This is a genomic window from Peribacillus suis, from assembly GCF_059384845.1.
The window spans coordinates 760,403-786,019 of the sequence record NZ_CM182019.1 but is presented as its reverse complement, the minus strand read 5'-3'; the positions used below and the strand labels follow the sequence as shown (position 1 = coordinate 786,019).

Annotated in this window: 27 protein-coding genes, 2 tRNA genes and 1 pseudogene; 11 read left to right on the top strand and 19 right to left on the bottom strand. The window is 41.8% G+C overall.

Going from position 1 to position 25,617, the window contains the following annotated elements; genetic code table 11:
• Positions 1-32: 32 nt before the first annotated feature.
• The 5 genes from AC503W_RS03845 to curA form a co-directional block, all read right to left on the bottom strand.
• Positions 33-1,763, bottom strand: a complete 1,731-nt coding sequence (locus AC503W_RS03845) for an ABC transporter ATP-binding protein (RefSeq protein WP_494916106.1) — start codon at positions 1,761-1,763, stop codon at positions 33-35.
• Positions 1,764-1,942: 179 nt separating this feature from the next.
• Positions 1,943-2,016, bottom strand: a tRNA-Gly gene (locus AC503W_RS03840).
• 171 nt (positions 2,017-2,187) lie between these two features.
• A tRNA-Gly gene (locus AC503W_RS03835) sits at positions 2,188-2,261 on the bottom strand.
• A gap of 177 nt (positions 2,262-2,438) precedes the next feature.
• On the bottom strand, positions 2,439-2,819 hold the full coding sequence (locus AC503W_RS03830) for a YbjN domain-containing protein (RefSeq protein WP_427592045.1): 381 nt from the start codon (positions 2,817-2,819) through the stop codon (positions 2,439-2,441).
• A gap of 194 nt (positions 2,820-3,013) precedes the next feature.
• Positions 3,014-4,042: an NADPH-dependent curcumin/dihydrocurcumin reductase gene (gene curA / locus AC503W_RS03825; RefSeq protein WP_494916105.1), complete on the bottom strand. Its 1,029-nt coding sequence runs from the start codon at positions 4,040-4,042 to the stop codon at positions 3,014-3,016.
• A gap of 296 nt (positions 4,043-4,338) precedes the next feature.
• Between curA and AC503W_RS03820 the strand changes: the two genes are divergently transcribed.
• Positions 4,339-4,725, top strand: coding sequence for a MarR family winged helix-turn-helix transcriptional regulator (locus AC503W_RS03820; protein ID WP_402867495.1), 387 nt, complete (start codon positions 4,339-4,341; stop codon positions 4,723-4,725).
• Positions 4,726-4,737: 12 nt separating this feature from the next.
• Entirely contained in the window at positions 4,738-5,949 is a 1,212-nt protein-coding gene (locus AC503W_RS03815; protein ID WP_494916102.1) for an MFS transporter, read from the top strand.
• Positions 5,950-6,013: 64 nt separating this feature from the next.
• Here the strand turns inward: AC503W_RS03815 and AC503W_RS03810 are convergent, their stop codons facing one another.
• From AC503W_RS03810 to AC503W_RS03800, 3 genes are all read right to left on the bottom strand, one after another.
• Positions 6,014-7,447 carry a DHA2 family efflux MFS transporter permease subunit gene (locus tag AC503W_RS03810; protein ID WP_402990725.1) on the bottom strand — a complete coding sequence of 478 codons (1,434 nt, stop codon included), beginning with the start codon at positions 7,445-7,447 and terminating at the stop codon, positions 6,014-6,016.
• A 63-nt stretch (positions 7,448-7,510) separates the two neighbouring features.
• Positions 7,511-8,083, bottom strand: a complete 573-nt coding sequence (locus AC503W_RS03805) for a TetR/AcrR family transcriptional regulator (protein WP_402867492.1) — start codon at positions 8,081-8,083, stop codon at positions 7,511-7,513.
• Between the two features lie 149 nt (positions 8,084-8,232).
• On the bottom strand, positions 8,233-8,325 hold the full coding sequence (locus AC503W_RS03800) for a putative holin-like toxin (protein WP_402867491.1): 93 nt from the start codon (positions 8,323-8,325) through the stop codon (positions 8,233-8,235).
• A gap of 242 nt (positions 8,326-8,567) precedes the next feature.
• Between AC503W_RS03800 and AC503W_RS03795 the strand changes: the two genes are divergently transcribed.
• The 3 genes from AC503W_RS03795 to AC503W_RS03785 all read left to right on the top strand — a co-directional run bounded on the left by AC503W_RS03795 (position 8,568) and on the right by AC503W_RS03785 (position 11,279).
• A complete protein-coding gene (locus AC503W_RS03795; protein ID WP_494916100.1) occupies positions 8,568-9,269 on the top strand; it encodes a class I SAM-dependent methyltransferase in 702 nt (233 codons plus the stop codon).
• Positions 9,270-9,287: 18 nt separating this feature from the next.
• The gene (locus AC503W_RS03790; protein WP_494917260.1) at positions 9,288-9,947 is read left to right on the top strand and encodes a glycosyltransferase family protein; all 660 of its coding nucleotides are present in this window, start codon (positions 9,288-9,290) and stop codon (positions 9,945-9,947) included.
• 267 nt (positions 9,948-10,214) lie between these two features.
• The gene (locus AC503W_RS03785; RefSeq protein ID WP_494916098.1) at positions 10,215-11,279 is read left to right on the top strand and encodes an ATP-binding protein; all 1,065 of its coding nucleotides are present in this window, start codon (positions 10,215-10,217) and stop codon (positions 11,277-11,279) included.
• Between the two features lie 142 nt (positions 11,280-11,421).
• Here AC503W_RS03785 and AC503W_RS03780 read toward each other — a convergent pair whose 3' ends face one another.
• From AC503W_RS03780 to AC503W_RS03755, 6 genes are all read right to left on the bottom strand, one after another.
• Positions 11,422-11,793, bottom strand: a complete 372-nt coding sequence (locus AC503W_RS03780) for a hypothetical protein (protein ID WP_402867487.1) — start codon at positions 11,791-11,793, stop codon at positions 11,422-11,424.
• A gap of 169 nt (positions 11,794-11,962) precedes the next feature.
• Entirely contained in the window at positions 11,963-12,850 is an 888-nt protein-coding gene (locus AC503W_RS03775; RefSeq protein ID WP_427651221.1) for a YitT family protein, read from the bottom strand.
• A 299-nt stretch (positions 12,851-13,149) separates the two neighbouring features.
• Positions 13,150-13,884, bottom strand: a complete 735-nt coding sequence (locus AC503W_RS03770) for an amino acid ABC transporter ATP-binding protein (RefSeq protein WP_427592043.1) — start codon at positions 13,882-13,884, stop codon at positions 13,150-13,152.
• Positions 13,881-14,525, bottom strand: a complete 645-nt coding sequence (locus AC503W_RS03765) for an amino acid ABC transporter permease (protein ID WP_402867484.1) — start codon at positions 14,523-14,525, stop codon at positions 13,881-13,883. The genes AC503W_RS03770 and AC503W_RS03765 overlap by 4 nt, the downstream gene beginning before the upstream one ends.
• Positions 14,526-14,581: 56 nt before the next feature.
• Positions 14,582-15,379 carry a transporter substrate-binding domain-containing protein gene (locus AC503W_RS03760; RefSeq protein WP_402867483.1) on the bottom strand — a complete coding sequence of 266 codons (798 nt, stop codon included), beginning with the start codon at positions 15,377-15,379 and terminating at the stop codon, positions 14,582-14,584.
• 367 nt (positions 15,380-15,746) lie between these two features.
• Positions 15,747-15,980, bottom strand: coding sequence for a hypothetical protein (locus tag AC503W_RS03755; RefSeq protein WP_402867482.1), 234 nt, complete (start codon positions 15,978-15,980; stop codon positions 15,747-15,749).
• 193 nt (positions 15,981-16,173) lie between these two features.
• Here AC503W_RS03755 and AC503W_RS03750 point away from each other — a divergent pair, with 193 nt between their 5' ends.
• Positions 16,174-16,656, top strand: a complete 483-nt coding sequence (locus AC503W_RS03750) for a tetratricopeptide repeat protein (RefSeq protein WP_427688091.1) — start codon at positions 16,174-16,176, stop codon at positions 16,654-16,656.
• A gap of 36 nt (positions 16,657-16,692) precedes the next feature.
• On the opposite strand, the gene AC503W_RS03745 is transcribed toward AC503W_RS03750, so the two are convergent.
• Both AC503W_RS03745 and AC503W_RS03740 read right to left on the bottom strand, forming a co-directional pair.
• Positions 16,693-17,457, bottom strand: coding sequence for an arylamine N-acetyltransferase family protein (locus AC503W_RS03745; protein WP_427688093.1), 765 nt, complete (start codon positions 17,455-17,457; stop codon positions 16,693-16,695).
• Between the two features lie 209 nt (positions 17,458-17,666).
• A complete protein-coding gene (locus tag AC503W_RS03740; protein WP_494917258.1) occupies positions 17,667-19,136 on the bottom strand; it encodes an aldehyde dehydrogenase family protein in 1,470 nt (489 codons plus the stop codon).
• A gap of 224 nt (positions 19,137-19,360) precedes the next feature.
• On the opposite strand from AC503W_RS03740, the gene AC503W_RS03735 reads away from it, so the two are divergent.
• Positions 19,361-20,026 (top strand): TetR/AcrR family transcriptional regulator, encoded by a 666-nt coding sequence (locus AC503W_RS03735; RefSeq protein WP_402867479.1) that lies wholly within the window; start codon positions 19,361-19,363, stop codon positions 20,024-20,026.
• 52 nt (positions 20,027-20,078) lie between these two features.
• Here AC503W_RS03735 and AC503W_RS03730 read toward each other — a convergent pair whose 3' ends face one another.
• Together AC503W_RS03730 and AC503W_RS03725 are read right to left on the bottom strand one after the other, a co-directional pair.
• Entirely contained in the window at positions 20,079-21,059 is a 981-nt protein-coding gene (locus AC503W_RS03730) for an NAD(P)H-quinone oxidoreductase (RefSeq protein WP_427688094.1), read from the bottom strand.
• A gap of 177 nt (positions 21,060-21,236) precedes the next feature.
• Positions 21,237-22,076: a manganese catalase gene (locus tag AC503W_RS03725; protein WP_402867477.1), complete on the bottom strand. Its 840-nt coding sequence runs from the start codon at positions 22,074-22,076 to the stop codon at positions 21,237-21,239.
• A 353-nt stretch (positions 22,077-22,429) separates the two neighbouring features.
• Between AC503W_RS03725 and AC503W_RS03720 the strand changes: the two genes are divergently transcribed.
• From AC503W_RS03720 to AC503W_RS03710, 3 genes are all read left to right on the top strand, one after another.
• Positions 22,430-22,945: a DUF2243 domain-containing protein gene (locus tag AC503W_RS03720; RefSeq protein WP_427688095.1), complete on the top strand. Its 516-nt coding sequence runs from the start codon at positions 22,430-22,432 to the stop codon at positions 22,943-22,945.
• The gene (locus AC503W_RS03715; protein ID WP_427651223.1) at positions 22,942-23,736 is read left to right on the top strand and encodes a cytochrome c oxidase assembly protein; all 795 of its coding nucleotides are present in this window, start codon (positions 22,942-22,944) and stop codon (positions 23,734-23,736) included. The genes AC503W_RS03720 and AC503W_RS03715 overlap by 4 nt, the downstream gene beginning before the upstream one ends.
• 85 nt (positions 23,737-23,821) lie before the next feature.
• Complete coding sequence (locus tag AC503W_RS03710) at positions 23,822-24,187, top strand: carboxymuconolactone decarboxylase family protein (RefSeq protein ID WP_402867474.1); 366 nt, start codon at positions 23,822-23,824, stop codon at positions 24,185-24,187.
• A gap of 62 nt (positions 24,188-24,249) precedes the next feature.
• On the opposite strand, the gene AC503W_RS03705 is transcribed toward AC503W_RS03710, so the two are convergent.
• Positions 24,250-24,855 carry a spore coat protein gene (locus AC503W_RS03705; RefSeq protein WP_402868498.1) on the bottom strand — a complete coding sequence of 202 codons (606 nt, stop codon included), beginning with the start codon at positions 24,853-24,855 and terminating at the stop codon, positions 24,250-24,252.
• A 228-nt stretch (positions 24,856-25,083) separates the two neighbouring features.
• On the opposite strand from AC503W_RS03705, the pseudogene AC503W_RS03700 reads away from it, so the two are divergent.
• Positions 25,084-25,590 (top strand): annotated as a pseudogene (locus AC503W_RS03700) (DUF3231 family protein).
• The last annotated feature ends 27 nt before the right edge of the window (positions 25,591-25,617 follow it).

The following is a 25,617-nucleotide window of genomic DNA, read 5'->3' as shown; positions in this document are numbered from 1 at the left end:
TAACAGATTCGGAGGCTACTCCCCTGAAGTGCTCAATTCTGCAGTTGCAATTGCTGCGTGGCGAGCTTTCGATACAAGCCATGACTTGCAAGCAATTCTTCATGTGTCCCCGCACCAGTAATCCGTCCTTCTTCCACAACCAGTAATCGATCCGCATCAATGACCGTCGACAGCCGATGGGCAATGATCAGGGTCGTCCTGCCTGCCATCAGGTTCTTGATAGCATGCTGAACAAGAAGTTCCGATTCACTATCGAGATTGGATGTCGCTTCGTCCAATAGCAGGATTTTCGGATTGCGCAACACAGCCCGGGCAATGGCAATCCGCTGCCGTTGACCACCCGATAACTTCACGCCTCTTTCCCCTACCTCCGTATCAAAGCCATCCGGAAGCCTTTCGATAAACTGGTTGGCATTTGCCATCTTTGCTGCTTCGATGATTTCATCCATTTCAACTTGACGGCCTAGCCCGTACGCTATATTTTCTTTTATCGTCCCCGTCATGATTGGACTTTCCTGTGACACATACCCAATTTGCGACCGCCATATGGAAAGTTCAATATCCTTAATTGGCACCGTTCCCAACGAGACCATCCCATTCGTGGGTTCATAAAAACGTTCAATTAACGAAAATATCGTCGTCTTCCCACCACCGCTGGGTCCCACCAGGGCGACCGTCTTGTTGGCAGGAACCGTAAACGATAGATCATTTAAAATGGGCTTAGACGCTTGATAGGAAAATGATACATCCTTAAACGTCAGATCAGCTGTGACCAATGTGTCATGCTTCCCCTCATAGGTTTCACCAGGTATTGAAAGGACGCCCTGGATTCGTTCCGTCGCTCCCATCGCCTTTTGAAATGCCGTAAAAAATGAGGCCATCTGACTAAAGGGCACGATGATTTGGATCATATAAATAATGATGGCAACAAGTGTCCCCGCTGTCAGTGCACCAGAAGCCACCCGAACTCCCCCATATCCAATAAGGATCACGAGAATCACCATCATGATTGTCGTCATGAAGGGGGAAATGATGGCTTGGATCCTAGCCTCCTTCAATCCAAAACGAAAGAGCTCACCAACGCCACGATTGCCTTTTTCACGTTCCAACTCTTCGCCATTATGCGACTTCACTAGACGGACCTCGCCTAGGACCCTCCCTAGATTTCCGCTGAAGGTGGCCATTTCATCCTGCGTCTGCTTAGAGACTTTATACATCTTCCGCCCAAGCGGAATCAGGATCAGCATGGATAGTGGTACGATGCTGAGCATGATGACCGTCATCCTCCAGTCCAACAGGAATAAGATGATGATCGACCCGATAATCGATATGATTCCTGAAATGAATGTCACGAAATGATTCGTGATGATCGTCTTAATCGTATTCGTATCCTGAGTGATCCGGCTAAGCGTTTCACCGGACTGATGGGAATCAAAAAACGATACGGGCAATTGTAAAATATGATCCCATAATTTCCGACGGATTCCAGCTACAACATTTTCACCGATATAGCTCAAAAAGTAGAAGGAAAAACCTCCCGCAACGGTCTGGACAATAAAAGCTCCTAGTAAAAGGAATATCGTTGTTCGCTCGATCCCGCTTCCAGATATCATATCAACCAGATTCTTCGTAACCAACGGGACGACGAGACTCGCTACCGTTTCCACCAAACTTAACACTACGACAAATAACACCATTCCCATTGGCAGTTTTTCCGATTTTAACAAGGAAAAAAATGATTTCACATTCAGCTTCTTATCCATGTACAACCTCATTCCTCCATTTGCGCTCACCTAAATTATAGGCAAAAGAACAGGTACTTACAAATTTGTACAATAAAAAGAAATCCTGCTGTAATCAGTAGGATTTCTGTTCAAAAATATAAAAAACGCAAAGCTTCGTTCTCCAAGTAACGAAACCCTGCGTTATGAGTATGTATGATTGGAGCGGGTGAAGGGAATCGAACCCTCATCATCAGCTTGGAAGGCTGAGGTTTTACCACTAAACTACACCCGCATATTCTTGTAGAATTTTGTCGAATTAACTAATAAAATAATTATATAGCTTAATAGAAAAATATGCAACCATTAAATGAAACTTTTTTCATACCCACTTATTGTTTGAAAATAAAAAACGCAAAGCTTCGTTCTCCAGGTAACGAAACCCTGCGTTATGAGTATGTATAATTGGAGCGGGTGAAGGGAATCGAACCCTCATCATCAGCTTGGAAGGCTGAGGTTTTACCACTAAACTACACCCGCATATCCTTGTAGAATTTTGTCGAATTACTAACAACAAAAATAATTATATAGCTAATTTCACAAAAGTGCAATAGTCTTTTCAAAAAAAATAATAATAATTCCTGGAGATAGAATTAGTATATGTTTCGGCCCAATAAAGATGTTAAAAAGTTCCCGGCAAAAGGATTCTTCCAAACATTAAGACCAGATCACTTCCATAAGCCTTGGATAAACTTGTTCCGCTGTTTCAAGCAACATGATCAGCTTTCGGAATGCCAAGTCCGGTAAAAATTCACCATCAAGGGAATACGAATAGCGAATCGAAATCGTCCCATTTTCCTCATATAACTTTGAAAATCGGAATTGAGCATTATATTCATTTAATAACGTATGAACGGCTGCCTTCTTATCGGGATTCTTTAGCTCCGTTACATTAAAACAAAATAAATCCGCCACTTTTTCATCTTGATTAAATGAAAAGACTAACAGGACCTTCCATCCATCCTTCAACTTCTGTTCCACTCTGAAAAAGGTGATATCTTCCTCTTTGAACTCATTCATATGGATTTTTTCACGCATTAAAAAATCTCGAAATTTCACAACATTTGACATCATCTCTCACCCTTTCTGTCTGTATGTACATTTTATAACGAAATATGGCATTTTTACACATATTTCGTGCATTCCCTATAAAATAGTTAACTTGTTCCCTTTCATGGACCATAAAAAAAAGCATAGTAAAGGTCTCCCTCCACTATGCCCAGTATAAAAACTTAAAGAACTGCGTATTCTGGATCGGCAACTTTGACAAGCTGCTTCCCTAGGTTCTTTCCTTTAAATAAGTCCAAGAATGCCTCAGGGGTGTTTTCGAACCCTTCCACAATGGTTTCTTCGTACTTCAGTTTACCTTGTTGCAGCCACTGCCCCAAATCTGAAGCTCCTTCTTGGAAACGATCTGCATAATTCCCGACCGTGAAGCCTTTCATAAGTGCGCTCGTTTTGATCATGGCCGATTGCAGGCGTGGCCCAAAATCTTTACCTTCTGCATTATAAGAAGAGATTGCACCACATAATGGGATACGCGCATTCATATTTAACAGTTTGAAAACGGCATCCGTTACTTCGCCGCCAACATTATCGTAATACACATCGACTCCATCAGGGACTGCATTCTTCAAATCCGTTTCAAAACTTTCCTTCTTATAATTAACAGCTCCGTCAAAGCCCAGTTCTTTTGTTAAATACTCTATTTTCTCATCCGAACCGGCAATCCCCACTACCTTGGCACCTTTGATTTTTGCGATCTGTCCAACGACAGAACCGACGGCTCCAGCCGCTCCGGAAACGACGACCGTTTCGCCTTCTTGCGGTTTACCGATATCCAGTAACCCAAAGTATGCAGTCAATCCCGTCATGCCCAGTATGCCTAAATGAGTCGTGATTGGTGCCACTTTAGGATCAATCACCCTGACTTGCTTTTCATTCACGACCGTATATTCCGCCCAGTCGATATTTCCCACAACGACATCGCCTTGCTTGAAGCTGGACGATTTGGATTCCACCACTTCAGCCACGACGCCACCAGTAATGACTTTATTCAACTCAAATGGGGCAATATAGGATTTAGTATCTTGCATTCTTCCACGCATATAAGGATCAACGGATAAATAAAGCGTCCGTACTAAAATCTGATTTTCTTTCGGTGAGGGAACTTCACTCTCCACAAATTTGAAATCTTCTTTGGAAGGCATCCCTTTTGGACGGTTTGCCAGTGTGATCGTTTGTTGCGTTGATTGTGTCATGCATGTTCCTCCTTGATTTTTATTACATACTATAGAAAAGTTAGCGTAGCATTGATGCAGATTAACGGTCAAAGTTTCTGCTTACTTTTTCCAATACTATTCTATATGTAGCCCTATTTGTAAATCCTAAACTTTCTTATTTTGCATCAAATGAATTTCCCAATCCACAAAACAAGAAAAATAGCACTATACAGACCATTACCATATCTGGTACACTACTATAGTTACCAAGGGTAACTATTATCGGTGAGGAGGCAATAAAAATCGAGACATATCGTAAATTCTTCCATCAACTAATGTTGTTATATAGACCCTTTGAAAACAACCTCAATATACAGCTTGGTAAACACCATCTATACAGGGCCCAATGGACGATCTTATATCGCCTATTTAATGACGGACCTTCGACGCTTGTAGAGTTATCCAATTATCAAGGTGTGGAAAAACCGACCGTCACAAGGACGATTAACCGCTTAGAAGAACTCGGGTACGTTGAACAGATTCCTGGTAAGGATAAGCGTGAAAAAATCATGCATCTTACTGAGCTGGGGAGAACCGTTTATCTGGAAGTGCGTGTAACGATTGACCGATTCGAACAGGACATCCTGATAGGCGTTTCGGAGGCTGAGCAACAAGAAGCTATACGCGTCATGGAAAGCATAAGAAATAAACTTATAAAGTGAGGAGACAAAAAATTGCAACAAGCTGCTAAACCAAAATTATGGACGAAAGATTTTATCATCGTTTCTTCCGTCAACTTTTTCATTACGTTAATCTTTTATTTATTAATGGTCACGATCGGGGTCTATGCCGTAGAAGAATATGGTGCTACCACGAGCCAGGCAGGACTCATTACCGGAATTTTCATCATCGGTTCATTGATTGGACGGCTTTTGATCGGTCGCTTCATCAACGCCATTGGCCGGAAGAATACATTATTGATCGGATTAGTCTTCTTCACCTTGGCTACCCTTTTATACTTTGTGGATTTCGGGGTTCCTTTCCTCCTCGCCAACCGCTTAATTCATGGTTTTACAATGGGGATGGCCGGAACTGCATCTGGAACGATCGTCGCCCAGATCATACCGATTACGCGTAAAGCGGAGGGAATCGGCTATTTCAGCATGAGTGCAACATTAGCCACAGCAATCGGACCTTTCATCGGGCTATCTTTAAGTCAGCATACAAGCTTCCAAGTGATATTGATTTTCTGTGTAGCCTTGGGCATCATCGGGGTACTGACGGCTCTTTTCATATATGTACCGAAATTAGAGATCTCAACTAAAACAGCTGAGGTGAAAGGCTTTAAGCTTTCTAGCTTTATTGAACCGAATGCCGTCCCAATTGCAATCATCACTTTGTTAGTGGCATTTTGTTATTCCAGCGTCCTTTCTTATATTAACTTCTATGCGATTGAAATCGACCTGGTCAGCACAGCCAGCTTCTTCTTCCTGGTCTACGCTGTTGCCGTATTGGTATCGCGTCCTTTCACAGGCCGATTGATGGACTCCAAAGGTGCAAACTACATTATGTATCCTACATTCATCATTTTTGCCGGGGGAATGTTACTCCTTAGTACAGCAACAAATAGCTTTACATTACTATTGTCCGGTATCTTGATTGGACTCGGATTTGGGAACATGCAATCAAGCACACAGGCCATCGCAGTCAAACTGACACCGCCTCACCGTATGGGGTTAGCCACATCAACGTTCTTCATTGCACTTGATGCAGGGCTCGGATTTGGGCCTTACCTTCTTGGATACATCATTCCAAAAGTGGGATACAGTACATTGTACGTCATCCTGGGTATTACCGTCCTTGTCACTACCGTCCTATACTACTTCTTACATGGTAAAAAAGAACATGCCGCCATGGAAGAACTTAAGAAATCTAAGCTAGCTTGATTACTACCGATATAAAAAAATTAGCCAGAGGAGAATCACTCTCTCTCTGGCTAATTTTTTTTATTTACTTTTCGCGTGCATTTTTAATGAAGAGGGAAACAACCAGTCCGGCGACCGCAAGAAGCAGACCGAAAATGAAAGCATCTTGAACACCTGCTGTCAATGAAGCTCCTATGGCAGCTGGGTCTAATGGATTTTCCAATTTCATCATATAAGATTTTTGGGAAGCAGACATGATGGTGATCGCCACTGTCGTACCAATTGCACCCGACACTTGCTGTAATGTATTCATTAGAGCCGTTCCATCAGGGTACAATTCTTTCGGAAGTTGATTAAGACCATTCGTCTGTGCTGGCATCATGACAAGGGAAACCCCTACCATCAATAAAGAATGCAGGATGATGATCATGGTGATCGTCGTTTCTGTCGTGACGTTCGATAAGAACCATAACACGACAATCATGATGATGAATCCTGGAGTGACCAACCCTCTAGGACCATACTTATCAAAGATACGTCCCGTTATTGGCGACATGATCCCGTTCAGGACACCACCAGGTAAAAGTACAAGTCCAGCTGTGAATGCAGCCAATGCCATACCCGTTTGTAAGTACATCGGTAAAAGAATCATGGAAGACAGGATGACCATGAAAGCAAGGAAAACGGTAATGAGCCCTAACGTGAACATAGGGTATTTCATCACGCTTAAATCGATCATCGGCTTTTCCATTTTCAATTGTCTTAACGAGAATAAGAGAAGGCCGATCAATCCGACAATGAGCGTAATCAAGACGATGGCACTACCCCATCCTTTATCCCCGGCCATACTGAAGCCATATACGATTCCGCCAAAACCAATCGTCGATAAAATAATCGATGGCACGTCAATTTTTGGTTTAGTGATTGGAGAGACATTTTGCATATATATCAAGCCAAATAATAATGCGAACACAAGGAAAGGTAACGAAATCCAGAAAATCCAATTCCAAGTAAGATGTTCAAGAATCAAGCCAGAAACCGTTGGTCCGATCGCTGGTGCGAACATGATGACGAGCCCCATTAGACCCATCGTTGCTCCCCGTTTATGAACTGGGAATATCAATAATATCGTATTGAACATAAGAGGCAATAACAGCGCTGTGCCAATTGCCTGAATCACACGGGCTAGTAGCAAAAGACCAAAACCTGGCGCTAAGGCGGCGATGAGCGTTCCAATGATGGAGAACACCAATGAAGCAAAGAATAATTGGCGAGTACTGAACCACTGGATCAAAAGCCCTGAAACCGGAACTAATATTCCAAGGGTCAACAGATAGCCTGTCGTTAACCACTGGATTGTGGAAGGGCTGACACTGAATTCTTGTATTAAATCGCCCAGTGCCATATTTAAAGCTGTTTCACTAAATAATCCGATGAATCCCGCTATTAGGAAAGCAATCAAAATAGGGGTCGTTCTAATGACGGGTGTCGAATTTTGTTGCTGTGTTGCATCTGACATAAAAATAATTCCCTCCAATTACTAACTGAATAGACCTAGCTAATCATAGTTTTTCTGTATCTCTTACTTGTTCATGAATAATGACGGAATAAGCTTGGAAATTGCTTGTAGGGGTTCTGCGCTTTTCGCTGTTAACGATAACAGGATGCCCCCTTCGATCAAAGCGTTAATGGCAAAACTTAGCTCCTTCGACCGCTCTCTACTATATCCCGCATCCAGAAACTCATTCACATAAATGGATTGCCACTGTGTAAACGCATCTTGACAGGCCAATCTTATTGGCTCACTCGTGGAATATGTCTCGCCCGCTATCGTACCTATCGGCAAGCCAACGAGATCCCCATTCTCACCGAATAACTTCGATAATTCATAAACATGATCTTGAAGTGCTTTGACAGGATCATCATTGCTGTCGAATACATGTTTTATCTCCCGTAAGACTAGATCCTTAGCATGGTTAATCGCTTCAATAGCCAGTTCTTCTTTCCCCTTTGGAAAGTAATGATAAAGTGAACCCTTGGGAATACTGCTTTCCTCAATGATTTCTTTTAGCCCTACACCATAATAACCTCGGATTCTGAAAAGACGAGAAGCCGCTTCAATAAGGATGTCTTTGGAAGTTGGTTTTTCAGACAATACTGAATCACTCCTTGAAAATTATAACAACCGGTCTACTAGTACAATAAGGGTAGCCCTGTGCTTTGTCAATCCAGAGTGAGGTGCCGTTATATAAAGAATCCATGGCCAATCCTATCTCACAGGGCTGGTGATCCATATCCACCCATTCAAGAATTCTTATCATGATTTTTAAAATCAAGAATCGCAATGACAAACATCCCAAAACCAAGCATGAGAGACAGAACTTCAAAAGTGCCCATTCCTTCATCGCCTCCTTTCTTTCAGCATTTACGGATACAAGATTGTCCTATACAAAATAAAGAAAAAAAGCAAACCCATTTGGAGTCTGCTAAGCATACTTAGCGACTTATTGCAGGTCAAATGAAGTTAGTAGTCTTTAAAAGTCAGCTTCTCTCACATATAAAAACGTCTATGCATATATTTATTGTTATGATTATAAAAAAACGAGAAAATGTCATTTGGGTCCAAGGAGGGAAAGCGATTGAATGATCATTCAAGTTTTGAGGACTATGCTTCTAAAAATGTGAAGTATTATCAAGGAGTAAATAATACACTTTTAGGAATGGTTCCATCGAATGTGAAACAGGTTCTCGAAATAGGCTGTGCTGAAGGAAACCTAGGAGCAGCGATTAAGGCTGAAACGGGAGCGTTTGTTGCGGGAATTGAGCTTTTTCCAAGTGCCGCAGAAATCGCTACAGGTAAACTTGATGAAGTCATTGTAGAAAATATTGAAATGGTCGATCCAGTAGATCTACCTCTAAGCCGGAAACCATTCGATGCCATCATTTTCGGGGATGTTCTGGAACACTTGATTAATCCTGATCAAGCACTAAAAAAGGTTAAACCCCTGCTATCTGACACTGGGTGTGTATTGGCCAGCATCCCTAACGTTGGACATATTACCATCATAGAGAGTTTATTAGCCGGAGCATGGACCTATACAGATGCCGGACTATTAGATAAGACACATTATCGCTTTTTTACACGGAGGGAAATCGTGAAGCTCTTTGAGACTAGTGGCTACGCCGTGGAGAACCTGACGATCATCCCCTATTCCAATCCGCGTTACGATCAGATGATCGAAGCACTTGAAGCAGTGAACCGGAGCTTCCAAATGAATAACGAGCATTTTAAAACAGAAGCCGCCGCTTATCAATATGTGATAAAGGCAAGGCCCGTTTAAGATAGGGAGGGATTTTTTATTTATGAGAAGGTATGTTTTATATCTTGCGTGAATGATGAAGCACAATATAAGGAGTGTCTCCGACATATTCACCATTTGACTGTACCCGTACATTTACAGATTGAAATCCTGCCCATACGTGGTGCAGTTAGCATGGCCGCTGGTTATAATGCAGCGATGAATCAAACCGATGCAAAATATAAAGTCTATTTGCATCAAGATACGCTGATTTTAAACAAACGCTTTTTATTTGATTTACTATTTTTGTTTAAAAAGCATCCTCGGCTTGGGATGTTTGGCGTCATTGGTGCCAAGTCCATCCCAGACAACGGTATTTGGTGGGAAAGTCCTCGAACGGCAGGAAAAATCATTGAGCATCGTTCAACATACAGATATCTTCTATTTGAAGAGGCGGACTACGCTTATCAGGAAGTCCAGGCTTTGGATGGCGTTTTAATGGCCACTCAATATGATCTTCCATGGGCAGAAGTCCCTTTTGATGGTTGGCATTTATACGATATATCGCAATGCCTGCAATTTATAGAAAAAGGATATGAGGTTGGCATTCCTCATCAGCCACAGCCCTGGGTGTTGCATGAATGTGGGGAAATCACGGATACAGAAAAATATAGCCACTATTTGGACATTTTCAAAGACTGGAGAAATAACATAAAATAAAAGTGGATGTGCTTCCTTCCATATGTATGAATTGAATTTGAATGTTCGATAATTCCTGATGAAGATGTCCCTTGTCATGTTTGCATGTCAGGGGATTTTGTCTTTAACAGTAGCCAAGTGCCACCTTTTCTTTCCACCAAACACGTAATGGAAGAGTACTTTCTTTCATTCCCATTTTTACATTTGATAAAATAAAATACTCCATAATGAAGGATTACCCTGAAACATGTGGGATTTTAAAACAAAACACCTTTAAGGATGAAAAACATGAAAAATAAAGACTTACATGGTTTCGATACGCTTGACTACCGCGAACTCATCCCAAGGAATGGGTTTATATTTAAATTCATAAAAAAAGATAACTACTTCGTTCATACTTTCGTTGAAGGTTCGTTCATTACAGATGCGCTCACCCCTTCTGCCACGGTTGTGGGTCATACCTTAGAGGACTTCTTACCCCAGAAACAAGCCTTAGAGAAGCTAACATACTATGAAAGGGCGTGGAATGGGGAAAGCGTTACATATGAAGGGCAAATCGATGACGTACAATATGTTGCCTCGTTAAATCCAATGATGAGGGATGGACAAGTCATGGAGGTTATCGGGACAGCCATCGATATATCAGATCAGAAAAGAAGCGAAACAAAAATACAGGAATTAGAGAAACTATCAGTAGTTAGTGAGTTGGCAGCGGGAATCGCTCATGAAATCAGAAATCCATTAACTTCACTATTCGGGTTCACCCAAGTCATTAAAGAACATGTGAATGATGATTCCATCCAAGATTATCTGGATATCATGAGGAACGAATTAGATAGAATCGACGACATTGTCAATAAATTCATGTTTATAGCACAACCTGATAAAACTATGAATATTAGTGAATGCTCCATTAACTCTATCATCGCTTCTGTTATAAAAAGTTTGGAAAGTCAGGTTGCTATAAAGGGCATTAAGCTCAACTTTCATAACCAAACGATGATTACAGCAGAATGTGATCAAAGCCTCATCGCAAAGGTTTTGAAGAATCTTATCCAAAACGCTTTGGAAGCAACCAACGAAAATAGTGGGGACATAGAAGTATCATTGAAAGACATCAACCAACAGCACTATTTAATCCAAATAACGGATAAGGGCTCAGGCATGACGAAAGAAAGGTTAAAAAGGCTATTTGAACCTTTTTATACGACGAAGGAAAAAGGAACAGGATTAGGCCTGATGATTGATAGACGCATTATCGAGCTACACCAGGGAATCATTGATTTTAAAAGTGAGGTAGGGAAAGGAACGGAAGTGAACATCACTTTACCTAAAGTCCTTAAACCTAAATAAGGTAAAATCGAAGGCTGCAGAGGATGAATATGGACTCCATTAAGCTCAAGAGGCTAGCGTAACGAAAGAAAATTAGGAAAAATTAAATCCAAAAAGGAAGATGAAATCATATAAATAACATAAGGGCCTATCAGGGCCCTTTTCAACTTTCCTTGAATGATTCCTTCCTGCCTATGGATAGGCTGAAGTTAGTCAAGGTATAGATTCTAGCGGTTAAGATGAATAAATCTTGATAGTTATTTTCGACATATTCATCGATGATGGCCATTCCTTCCCTAAATCTATCAACCAATAAATAGGTGTACGTTTCATCCCATGTGAATCGATTTATTCTTTGGAGCTCATCCGCTAATATTTGAAACTTATACTCTTCTATTAGAAGCTTCACCTGATACAGCTTATCCCGATTCAATGTAAAGCAATTACGTTCGTCTTGGTACTGTTCTTGGACAAACTTCACAAAACCATCTATATTTTCAGCCAGCATTCTCGCCATTTGCATCTCGAAATTCATATTTCCCCTTCCCTTCTTTCCTTTCCATCCTAATAAGAGTGTATGTTCTAAGATATTATTTTAATACTAGCAATATACTTAATCCTTCATGATTCATAAGAAAGAAAAAAAAGATGACACTCCGTATAAAGCACGGAGGTCATCTTCTTGTTGCCTTGTATAGATACTTTTAATGAATATCTTGCTTCCTGAAACTGCCGCCTTTGACTTCAGCTACGTCATATACGGTCACAAAGGCATTCTTATCAATTTCATAAATGATTTCTTTCATTTTACTTTCTTCCAAACGGTTAATGACACAAGTGATTTCCTTGAATAGCTCATTTGAATAACCCCCATAAGCATCATTATAAGTAGCACCACGACCTAAGCGATCGCGAATCGTCTCTACCATTAATTCTGGTTGTTTCGTAATGATTTTGAAAGTTTTTGAACCACTTAAACCCTCTTCCACGATATGAATAACTTTAGATGCAATAAAGTATGCGATTGCCGATAGAATAGCCCCCTGTAGGCCAAATACTGTGGAAACGACAATAAACACGAACGTGTTCAAGAATAGGATAAGGTCACTTGTTCCGAAAGGTAATTTTCTAGAAAGTAATACGGCTAACATATCAATCCCATCCAATGCCCCACCATTACGCAATGCTAGCCCCATACCAAAACCGATGATGATCCCTCCGACAACGGTAACGAGCAATGTATCACCCTCAATGATTGTAGGGACATGATGCATCAGGACCGTACCGACTGCCAACGAGGCAATGCCGATAACGGAATAAAAAGCAAAACTCTTACCGATTTGCTTATACCCTAACCAAACAAAAGGAATATTAATGATTCCAATCAGAACGCCTAACGGTAATCCAAACAATTGGGAACCAACGATGCTTAACCCTGTTACGCCTCCATCCGATACGTTATTCGGGATCAATACGGCTTCCAAACCGTATGCTGCAATAAGCGCACCGATTATGATAAGGATTACTTTGGAAACGACCTTCAGTTTATTACTTCTTTTCTTTCTACTATGCATATAATTTCCCCGTTTCATTTCGCTTCGTTCCTACTTATTTTTCAGTCTCCAGCCCATGGTGCAAGTGGCTTTTAACGATAACATTTTTTATTGTTCTGTTATAAAGTATAGCGTAAATCAATAAAAATCAAAAATAATAAGGCAAAAAAACTCGGAATTTGTCATGGTAGAGAAGAGGTTGTCTGTTGATGCAAAAGGCTTCATAAAAAAGTTCTCCAGCGCAAAAACGGCAACTTCCCTTGAGGGTAAGTTGCCTTCCTTAAAACGCATCGTTTTCGCTACACATCGACATCAGCCCCCTAACGAAGCCCTTTCTATTAAAGCACCTTGCTTAAAAAGGACTGGGTGCGCTCATGCTGAGGATTTCCAAATAATTCATTTGGTTCGTTTTCTTCGACGATATACCCACCGTCCATGAATAGGACACGGTCCCCGACTTCCCGGGCAAAGCCCATTTCATGGGTGACCACAACCATGGTCATCCCCTCTTTGGCCAGCTGTTTCATGACTTCTAGAACATCCCCCACCATTTCAGGGTCAAGTGCGGAAGTCGGTTCATCGAAAAGCATGATTTTTGGATTCATGGCTAGTGCCCTCGCAATGGCCACCCGTTGTTTTTGCCCGCCTGATAGCTCTCCGGGATAACTTTTCGCTTTCTCTCTAAGCCCTACCTTATCCAGTAATCCATATGCGAATTCTTCCGCCTTTCCTTTCTCGATATCCTTTATTTTAATGGGCCCCAATGTAATGTTCTCCAAAACGGTTTTATGCGGGAATAGATTGAAATGCTGAAAAACCATCCCTACCTCTTGTCTCACTTTATTTATATTGATTTTCGTTTTTTTATTCGTTATCTCATGCCCATTAATCACTACCTCCCCACCCGTAACATCCTCAAGGAGGTTAAGGCAACGAAGGAATGTACTCTTTCCAGAACCCGAAGGACCAATAACGCAAATCACTTCTTTTTCCTGCACAACTGCATTGATATCTTTCAGGACTTCCACCTGACCGAAGGATTTCTTCAAATTTTTCACCGTGATCATGCTCATCTTAATTGGACCCTCCTCTCTATGAAATTAGCAAGCAAGGTTAACAGGTAAATGATGATAAAGTAGACTACACCGACAGTCAGCCAAATCTTAAACGCTTCAAATGTCGCCGACGCCTGAATCTGCCCTTGCTGGGTCAAATCCGCAATGCCTATGATCGATAGAAGAGAGGTATCTTTTAAACTGATGATCGATTGGTTCGTGATAGTAGGGAGCATTCTTCTGAAAGCTTGCGGAAGAACGATATAGCGCATCGTTTGTGGACTTGTGAATCCGATGGATCTCGCTGCTTCTGTTTGTCCTTTATCAATGGATTGTATGCCCGCTCTTATTATCTCGGCAAAGTATGCCCCTGCATTGATTGCAACGGTGATGATCCCAGCCGTTGTATTGTTCAGGGAGATCCATTGCAAGGAGTTTATCCCGAAGTAGATGAAAAACAATTGAACGATAAAGGGAGTTCCCCGAATCGCGTCTACATAGATCTTTGCTATCCAATTCAATATCTTGAGTGGGGCCAGGCGCAGCATGGCCACGACTAAACCGATTAAAAAACCTAATATGATAGCAATCACAAATATATATAGCGTCACTTGCAGTCCTTGTAATAAATAGGGTAACGCTGAAACAATGATATCCATTCTTTTCATCTCCTTTCAAAAAAGAAGGCGCGCTTTAAGCGCGCCTTAAGCATCCTTTATTCACCAAGATATGTTTTTAAAATCTCATCGTATGTTCCGTCTTCTTTAAGGTTGGCAAGCCCTTTATTGATTTGTTCCAGCAGCTCCTGATTCTTCCCTTTCAATACGGCAATGCCATACTGATCACCATTCAAACGATCTCCCACGATTTGTAGGCCTAGGTCCTTCTGAGTGATTGCATAGGAGATAACCGGGTAATCTTCGATAAGCGCCTCTGCATTTCCGTTCGACACTTCCTGAAACATAGCTGGGCTGTCATTGAACTGAACAACTTTAATTCCTAGTTTCTTAGAATTATCTTGTGCATATTTGGCACCCGTCGTTCCTTTTTTCACGGCCACGGTTTTTCCTTTAAGGTCATCAACAGATTTAACGGCCGTATTATCCTTATTGACGACCACCGTCAATCCGGCATCGAAATATGGCTCCGAGAAATCCACTACCTTTTTTCTTTCATCGGTGATGCTCATTCCTGCAATGGCCACGTCAAGCTGATTCGCTTGCAGTGCCGGGATGATCCCACCAAAATCCATTGGGGAAAGTTCAATCGTAAAGCCTTGGTCTTTCGCTATCGCCTGGATTAAATCAATATCAATACCCTTATAATCATTTCCATCTTTAAATTCAAATGGTGGGTAGGTTGTATCCACACCCACTTTGTAAACCTTTTCATTTTTCTCTTCTGTTCCGGTACCATTCCCTTTCTCTTTTACAGCTGTTGTGTCATTGGTTCCACATGCTGAGATTACAAGAGTAAGAATGAAAAACAAACTAAGTAAACCAAGCTTCTTCATAAAATCCCTCCGATATACCTTTTTAGGTATTTTCTCACTAACTACTTATATCCTATAATATAACATAAATATAAAAAAATGTTATATTTGTAGTCTGGATAAATATAAAACATCCGCTGGATCATCCATTACTGGTTCAGTAGAATCTTTTCGATGATGGGCTAGATTTCTTATGAAAAGTTTTAATTACTAGGGAGGAGTACACTCGTACCGGTGAATAGTACGATAACCTTACTAGGGCTAGCTACCTTAATGCCTTGTCCTTCCTCCCAATTTCATCCCATAAGAAAAAGGACGATCATAAATGACCATCCTTCGATTATTCTTTTTCGTAAAGTTTCCACTCCAAAATAAAAACACTCGCGCTTTATTTATTGGGTCTATACTGGATTGGGTCTTGTTTCAGTCTATCTTGTTCCCCAACAAACTCAATACTAATGACATTTGCCAAATTTATATGTTTGCCGCCGACTTGAAGCCACGTCGCATTCTGAATTAACTGCAGGTTAATGATGCTCGCATGATCAGTTAATGGCTCATTTGCCTCTAACTCTTCCGTTACTCCATTTACATAATAAAACTTATATTTCTCTTTACTCATTTTTCATCATCCTCTTTTCACCTAACGTACTTTATTCGACAGAGATACATGATAGTCCTGCTTATATGGTGAATATAAAAATAAAAACGTTTATTCCTGGTCTCTTTTTCTCTTGCGGGTTTTTATGGAGTTTGATATAAATGGTCATATTTCAATCTATACCAAATCAACCTGAGGCAGGAGGATTTTTACTATGAATGATTTACTGATGAAAGTTTTCACATATCGAAAAGCGAGAAGATTTGAAGATGCTAAAAACGTAATGAAAACATTAATAAATAAAGAACCTGACCATGCCATATTTCAGTATCAAATGGCTTGGTGCTACGATAATTTGGGATTGGAAACTGAGGCAGTCCCTCATTACGAAAAAGCCATTCAATTAGGACTCCCTCCTAAAGACTTAGAAGGAGCCTATTTAGGATTGGGAAGTACTTATCGATCAATAGGAAGATATGTAGAGGCACAGAACCTTCTTGAAGAGGCGCTATTATTATTCCCAGACTCTGAGCAAATAAAAGTTTTTTATTCCATGACCTTATATAATTTAAAGCAATATGAAAAAGCGATGGCAGTCCTTCTAAACACTTTAGTCGAAACGACATCTGACGAATCCATTTTACAGTATAAAGAAGCCATCGTTTTTTATAGTGACAAATTAAATCAGACATGGTGATACGCAGGTCATGTTAGCCTATCACCATTTGCATCATTATGCGAAGTATTGGTTCAGTATCTCTTTAAAACGTTTCTCATCGACTTCCTCTTTTTCTACTTTCCCGTCTGCCCATCGGGTAAAGGAAGTTTCCGTCAACGTGATACTCCCATTGTCGGTAAGTCGTGTGATCAGTCGGCTTTTGTTAAAAGGTGAATTCGGATGTTGCCTGATGATGGTTTGTACCTCATTCAATTCCCTCATATGTTCTACAGGATGTGCCGTATCAAAGGCATATCCTATTCTCCATTCAGGATCTTTATGCTTCAGCTTCAGTTCCAGGATATGATCGCCATGATCGGTATCCATCCGTTTCACCCGGAATTCCCCATTGTTAGAGTGAACGGTTTCCCCGTTTAACGGTACTGGCCTTAACGGTAAGTTCCCTCCAAAACCCGTATCCACTAAATAGGGTTTCCCTTCATGCATTAATAGTATGGCTACATGTGTTCTTCCGGTTATCGACCATCCTTGGTTGTATATCACTCCGCGAACCAAGGAGACCTCCAATCCATTTTCGAGGAAGAAAAAATAGAGGGCCGCATTCAGTTCATAGCAAACGCCCCCCTCATTCCTTATCAGGACTTTCTCCATAATGTTTTCTTCGGAGATATCACTTGATTGTTTGGCAAGGACCGATGAGTTTTCAAAGGGAATCGTGTTGGCCGTTTTCTCAAGTATGTTGGGAATATTTCCAAACGTTACTTTTTCACTATCCGAGATTCCAATTCTTTTTCGAAACAATTCATTGATTTGTCCCATGTTCGACTCTCCTTATTCAATGTTTTGATAAGATATGTGGTATATGTCTTGTACCTTATCATATCCCCCGTGAAATCGAAAAATATTAATATGAATATCCACACTTTGTATAAACGCTGGAAAATTCATTCCTTTAATCATTCTAAAAATGTATACGCGCAAAAAACATCCAAAGAACTTTCTCTTTGGATGTTTTCGGTTTATCCCATTCATTTCAATCTATTGATGAATGGACCATAATTACGGCTGGTATGTTGAACGGACAGCCATTTTAACGTCGTGAATTCTTCAAGTACCCATTCTCCATTGAAGCGGCCAAGACCTGAGTCTTTTTCTCCTCCGAAAGGCATGTGCGGCTCATCGTTAACGGATTGATCATTAACATGAATCATGCCTGTGTGGATTTTATGAGCGACTTGTGTGCCACGTTCAAGATTTGAAGAATGAACGGATCCGCTTAGGCCGTATGGATACGCATTGACCATTTGGATTGCGTCTTCATCATTTTCAAAAGGTATCAAGATGGCAACCGGTCCAAAGATTTCGTTCTCAGCAAGTGGCATCGTATTTGTCACTCCAGTGATCACGGTCGGCTGAAGAACATTGCCATTCGCTTGTCCGCCCAAGCGAATCTTGGCTCCTTGCTCAACGCTTCCTTCTATATCTTTTAAGATACGATCGACCTGATCTCGGTTGATGAGCGGTCCTACATTGGTATCCTCATTCGCAGGATTTCCGTATTTAAGTTTTCCTGCAAGTTGGGTGAATCGTTCAGCAAATTCGTCATAAATGTCTTTATGGACAAAAATCCGATTGATTGCCATACAGATTTGTCCTTGGTGATAGAATTTCCCGAATAATGCGGAATCGACGGCTTGCTCGATATTTGCGTCATCAAGCACGATGAAGGCATTATTTCCGCCCAATTCCAATGCTGTTTTCTTAAGTCCCCGACCTGCAAGCTCTCCAATATGCCTGCCCACTTCCGTGGAGCCCGTAAAGGAAATCAGGCGTGGGGTCGGATGGGTAACGATATCATCACCGATTTCAGATCCGCGCCCGACAATGACATTCAACAAGCCTTTTGGAAGGCCTGCCGCTTCAAAAATGCTGGCAAAGATCAAACCGCCAGTGACCGGTGTATCTGTAGCAGGTTTGATGACGACCGCATTTCCGGTAGCTAGTGCCGGGGCTATAGATCGAATCGCCAGATGGAAAGGGAAATTCCATGGGCTGATGATGCCGATTACGCCTAATGGATTTCGGTACACACGATTTTCTTTTCCTGGTACTTGTGAAGGAAGGATTTTCCCCTCCATGCGATATGGATAAGTGGTAGCCTCTTTCAAGATGTTGAGGGAAGCTTGGAATTCAGACTGAGCCTTCATGAAGGTACTTCCTGATTCTTTAATGATCCACTCGGTGATCAGGTCCTTATTATCCTGCATGACAAGGATGGCTTTTTCCAACACTGCCCGTTTAACTTGCGGAAGTTCGTTAGCCCACTTTTCCTGTGCAAGGCTTGCTGCTTCATAGGCCCTGTTCAGATCTTCTTTTGTAGCGGCCTGGATGGTGAAAAGTTCTTCACCTGTAAAAGGATTGACGTTCGTCATCGACTTGTCACTATTCCCTGTTTGCCATTCTCCATCTATATACATACGAGTAAAATCTATATTCATCATTTATGTTTTCTCCTTTACATGTATCTATTGTGTCATTCACTTCGAGGGGATTGTTCATGTGCTTAAGCAACCGCCCATTATTTTAGACTAAATGGATAGATTGTGTCTAAAGTGTTTATATTCATACTTTAAACCTCTTACGTCTTTTTGTAAACTTATCCGCCTCAAGGCATGGAAAATGGGAGTATGATATAATTTTCGTATTGAAGGGGGTGTCGTTTTTGCGAAAAATCGCACCTGAAGAAAAACAATTATTGAGAAAATCCTATGTGAAAAGAATCATGAACGTGGTACGTACGAAAGGGTTCCTATCCCTGACCATTTCAGATATGGCCAAATTGATGAATATGAGCCGGGCTTCTTTATATAATTACTTTTCCTCAAAAGAAGAAATCCTTTTAGAAGTGATCGAATACTACCTTTCCTACATCCATGAAGCCGATCAGATGATTGCCGATGAGTCATTATCGTATCAGATCCGGCTTCAAAAGGTGTATGAGCAAACGGTCTTATCGGCGCTTTATGCCTCTGACATATTCATGAATGACTTAAAGATTGGCTGTCCCGCACTCTATTCAAGAAAGATGGAGGCGAGAAAAGAGCGGCTGGCTACCGTCCACTCGTTCTATTCACAGGGAATGGCAGCTGGAATTTTCCATGAGCTGAATCCCACAATCCTGATCATTCAGGATGAAGCTGCACTGAAAGTCATGACGCACTCCTCCTTTTTATTAAAAGAAGGACTTTCCTTGAAGCATGTCCTTTATGATCATTATCAAGCGAAGAAAGTACAAGTGCTAAAACCTGAGGCAATTGACGGCGAAGTGGATGAACAGATCCATGAAGTGATCGAACGCATCCTTCAAAAGCTTGCATCGACATTCTGATGATCATGAAAAAGGGGCTGACCAAGAAAATTTCTGGTCAGCCCCTTTGCTTCTATTCATGTACCTTCATGACTATTTTCCCTGTATTCTTATTCTGTTCCATATGTCGGTGGGCCTCTTGGACGCCTTCAAACGGGAAGGCTCGATCCACTATCGCCCTGATTTTTCCTTGTTTGAATAACGGCATCGCTTTTTGGACGAATTCTTCCGTCAGCTCTTTTTTATACGCATCGCTTCTTGGAGTCAATAAGGTACCCTTCAAATGGACCCTCTTAAGCAGCAGATCCATCAGGTTCACTTGATTCACCACGGTTCCGCCCAGGATGCCGATTAACACCCAGCGTCCATCCGTGGCTATACTTCTAAGATTTTTCTCCCAGTATGAAGCACCGACGAAATCAAGAATTACATCCACGCCTTTATTATCAGTAGCCTTCAGTACTTCTTCGTCGAACGATTGTTTTTTATAATTGATGCATACATCCGCCCCAAGGGATTGGCAAAACTCCAGTTTTTCTTCCGAACCGGCGGTTGTGATGATCTTTGCTTGGGTCATTTGTTTAGCCAATTGGATAGCGGCCGTACCGACTCCGCTTCCTCCGGCATGAATCAACACGGTATCCTGATCTTTTATTTGTCCTAACCAGAACAGAGTTTGATAAGCTGTCAGAAATACTTCGGGAATGGCTGCAGCTTCTTCAAATGTGAGGTTTTCCGGTACCAACATTGCCCGGTCCGCGGGCATGACGGCGTATTCTGCATATCCCCCACCATTAACGAGTCCCATTACCCTTGTTCCTAAATCGATACGGGTTCCAGGTGCTGCTTCCAATACTACACCGGCCACTTCGATGCCTAAAATGGGATTGGTCATGTATCCTGCTTTTCCTTCCCTGGCTATGATATCCGTTCTGTTGATTGCAGAGGCCTGCACCTTGATCAACAAATCACCAGGACCTATACGTGGAATGGAAAATTCATCAAATTCTAATTGATCCGCACCTCCAGGTTGCTTCACTGTCACTGCTTTCATTTATAATCTCCCCCAGTCCTTTTTGTGAGCTATATGCTACTCTAAATAAAAGCATCAGGCAAATCATTGAATGTCAAAACTAGGAAAGCGTTAAAATAAGCATGATTCCCTTGCTTCCTAATCAGAAAAAACCTGCCCCCCGAGGGACAGGTTACAAAACCTGATAATTAAAAGGTCTTATTTCAATACGGCCTTACCATCCAGATCATGATGCAATTGAGTAGCGGGAACCTTTGGATTAGGGATTTGACCTTTTGCAACGGGCTCGGCTACATAGACAAAATCTCCTGTTCCATCCGGAGCGCTTCCTGTCGCCCATAGACCTTCTGCTGATTCTTGTCCTTCTGAAAGGTTCCAGAATTCATAGGCTTCCTTCTGTGATTCCAATTCGGCTTCAGGTGGGAAGGAAGCCGGCACGACCACACCATTTTTCTCTTCTAACTCTGCAATGGCCGCCATCCATTGATATTGGTGATAACGGTCGCGTGCAAGCATTTTACGGAAGGTCGCACGTACACCTTCATCTTTTGTCATATGGTACAAACGCGCTACCTGCAAACGTCCTTGACTCTCAGCATGCAGGTTTGAACGCATGTCCGCTAATAAATTACCACTCGCTACGATGTAGGAACCGTTCCAAGGAACACCATTTGAGTTCGTTGGCAGTCCTCCAAGTCCGCTTACAAGCAGATGCTGTGGATTGATGCCGCCCATGATGGCTGCTGTTACCGGGTCTTTGGCTGCTTCTGCTTGATCTTCGGGTGAAGCTCCATCCAGCAATTGACTAATCAAGGAACAAAGCATTTCAACGTGTCCAATTTCCTCCGTACCAATGTCCATCAACATGTCCTTATACTTTTCTTCTCCACGACAGTTAAAGCCTTGGAATAAATATTGCATCATGACTGTCATTTCCCCGAACTGTCCACCCAATACCTCTTGGATTTGACGGGCAAGCATAGGATCCGGACGATCTGGTTTCACTTCAAATTGCAATTCTTTTTGATGACGAAACATAATGATTCCTCCTTTAATTTTCTAGAGTTTTCATCCGTGCTATTTTATGAATCTTTCTTTGCTGTTAGGTTGACATCGTCCCTTCCTTTTTCCGAATGGAAGGTTACTAATTACTGTCACGTTTATTTTATTACCCGGATTTCCTGCCCCAAAACCACAAAAATCTTCACAAAAAAATTTGTGAATACTGGTTGAATAAGAGGTTCATTTTGTCCTTCGGGTGGTATAGTAGAAACAATGGATATTATCAATATATGGAAGATACTTAACTGTAGGGGGGACTTATAGTTTCAAAAAAACTGAGAGGATTCACGGTATAGTATACCTACGATTCATTGAAGGAGGATACATATATGGACGTTAGACCACGGCACCATAAAAATAAATCCATGTCGGAAAATCGCTATATCTACTCGTCCCGCAATCTTTGGTCGGGCATCTTATTCGGCATCGGCCTTGTCGCATTCATAGATGAAATGGTCTTTCATCAACTCCTGCATTGGCATCATTTTTATGATAAGTCGACGACCAATATCGGACTCGTTTCTGATGGTTTATTTCATGCTTTGAGCTGGTTTGCGACCATCGGTTCTTTATTCATGTTCGCTGACCTTCGCAGGCGGAATGCCTTATGGTTGAAAAGATGGCAAGGCGGTGTATTTCTAGGGGCTGGTGGCTTCCAATTATATGACGGGATCATCCAACATAAGCTGATGAGGCTGCATCAAATTCGTTATGATGTGGATATCCTCCCGTACGATATGATTTGGAATATAATTGCTGCGGCATTGATTGTAGTCGGTGTCTACCTTATCTATCGAACAAGACGAAGCACGATAATAAGAGCGAAAGAATCTAAATCATCATGACAAAGGATGAACATATCCACCATATCACTAGTGGGCCTTCTACCGGACTCCCTCTGGTGATTCTACTCGCCATCATTTTAGTCCTATATATAGCAGCGATGATCCTTTCCAACCGGAAGCATAAAAAGTGGCCACTTTACCGAATGTTCTTTTGGGTGTTCGGAGTGACTTGTGCTGCCGCTTCAGTGATTGGACCCATAGCAGACCGGAGTCATATTAGTTTCACCGCACATATGATCAGCCATTTGCTCCTTGGCATGCTTGCTCCACTGCTGATGGTCCTTGCAGCACCCATGACTCTTCTGCTCCGCACATTAAAAGTACCTCACGCAAGGCGTCTTTCACGTCTGTTGAAAACCTGGCCAGTACGCATTTTGAGTAACCCCATCACAGCGTCCACCTTGAATATCGGAGGGCTTTGGGTGCTTTATACGACGGAATTGTATGCGGCCATGCATCAACATGCCTCTCTCTATCTGTTGGTGCATATCCATGTATTCCTTGCCGGCTATCTTTTCACGGCTTCCATGGTTTATATCGATCCGGCCCCGCACCGGTTCAGTTTCGTATTCCGATGCATTATCTTCGTCCTTGCTTTAGCCGGTCATGGAATCCTATCCAAGTACATCTATGCAAACCCTCCAATCGGGGTCATGTCTCACCAGGCGGAATCCGGAGCCGTCCTCATGTACTATGCCGGGGATGCCATCGACCTCGTACTCATTGGTTTGCTTTGCTTTCAATGGTATAAAACCGCCAGACCCCGTCCGCCGCTAAATACGGAATTTTAATCCCTATGATTTTATGTTTAATCATCCCTATTTGGCTCATACTAATTTCTAGGAAAAGAATATTAGGGATGGAGCTGAATGGAACTTGGAATATGAAACGAAGAACACGACAGAAGCCGCTCTTCATGAATATAAAGCTGGAATTGGCTCTTTTACGGAAAAGATGCCTGAACTTGCAACAAAGTTCAATTCTTTAACGGAAGAATGCTTTAAAGAAGGCACCTTATCGAAGAAGCAGAAACAACTGATAGCTTTAGGGATAAGCTTATATTCCCAGGATGAATATTGCATAATCTATCATACGAAAGGCTGCCTCGATCAAGGTTGCTCGGAACAGGAAATACTTGAAACAATAGGCGTAACCGTTGCATTTGGTGGTGGTGCAGCGATGAGCCAGGCAGTCACGCTCATCCAAACGTGCATTGATGATTTGAACCAGCTCAAACAATAACAATCGAAACAAGGAAAGGCGAGCATATTGCATGCTCGCCTTCTTTAATGATTATGGTCCGATCAATGGGTCATATTGTTGTTGGTATTGGTTGGATTCCCGCTTGCAGGAGCAAATGAGTTTATCATTTGTTGCATATCCTGCTGTTGAAGCTGTGGTACTTGGTAATAATGATGTTTGTTTTGATAAAGCGAAATCTCATAGGCCATCTCTATGCAATTCGGAACGGAATCAGCGATGACCCGACGCAGTACTGGATTTGTCATCTCAAGTGCGGACATGGCTTTTAACGTTGCACTGGATTTCAAAGCCCCTAGCATCAAGCCCGAAATTCCTTGATCATTAATCTCTGACACCGATTGGTAAGGTTTCTTCGGCTTCGATGGTTTTAGGCCATAAATAAAATCATTGCCTTGATTCATATTGTAGGTTTGGGTTGGGACGGAAGGTTTTTGCCCCGTCTGGAAAGCCTCTAAGGAAGTATTATATTCCTGTTGGATGAACTGATATTGACGATCAAGGATATCCAATAATTCTGGGTCCTGTACATGTTGACGGAGCAACATATAGGTATCCAAAACACTAATCGTCCCCGCTAGCACTTCGTGTGCATCAAATAGTTCATGACCACCATGATTCATTTGCGGAGGTACCGCGCCTGTTTGCATATTTTGATGTGTTTGACCCTGTTGTTGATTTTGATTTTGCACTTACATCCCCTCCTTGTATGATGTTGGAACCAATATTAGTATGGGTAAACCGATAGGGAATATTCATGCCTGTTCCCTTCCATTGACCAAATTTCTCATTGATATATCGTTCTTCGTTGCGATGAATAACGGTTTGATATCGGGGTACATTACAATATGATTGCCTATTTCATAAGGAGGTTGACGATGGGAATATTAAGTGGAAATCCAAAAGAAGAACCGATGCACTATGGAGAAGTATTTGGAACGTGGACCTATTTAGTAACGACAAAGGGCTGTGTCGCTTGTCATCAAACCTTGCTCAACCATGCTGGTGATGAAGATCTGCGTAAATTGATTTAAGAAAAAATCGAACGAGGGAAACAGGAAATCGCCGAAGTGGAAGCACTATTGAAGGAAAATGGTATCGGATTACCGCCAACGCCACCTGATCGATCAAAAGTCGATATTGATGAAATCCCCGTTGGCGCCCGCTTTCAGGACCCGGAAATCGCCGCTTCCATATCCATGGATATTGCAGCCGGTTTAATAGCTTGCAGCAATATGATAGCCCAATCCATACGGGAGGATATTGCAGGGATGTTCGAACAATTCCATGCTGAACATGCAGCTATGGGTGCCAAATTCCTTCATTTGAACAAGAAAAAAGGATGGTTGGTCCCACCACCCCTCCATTTTAATAAAACGAAATAAAATGAATCCCCCGGATAAAGGGGGATT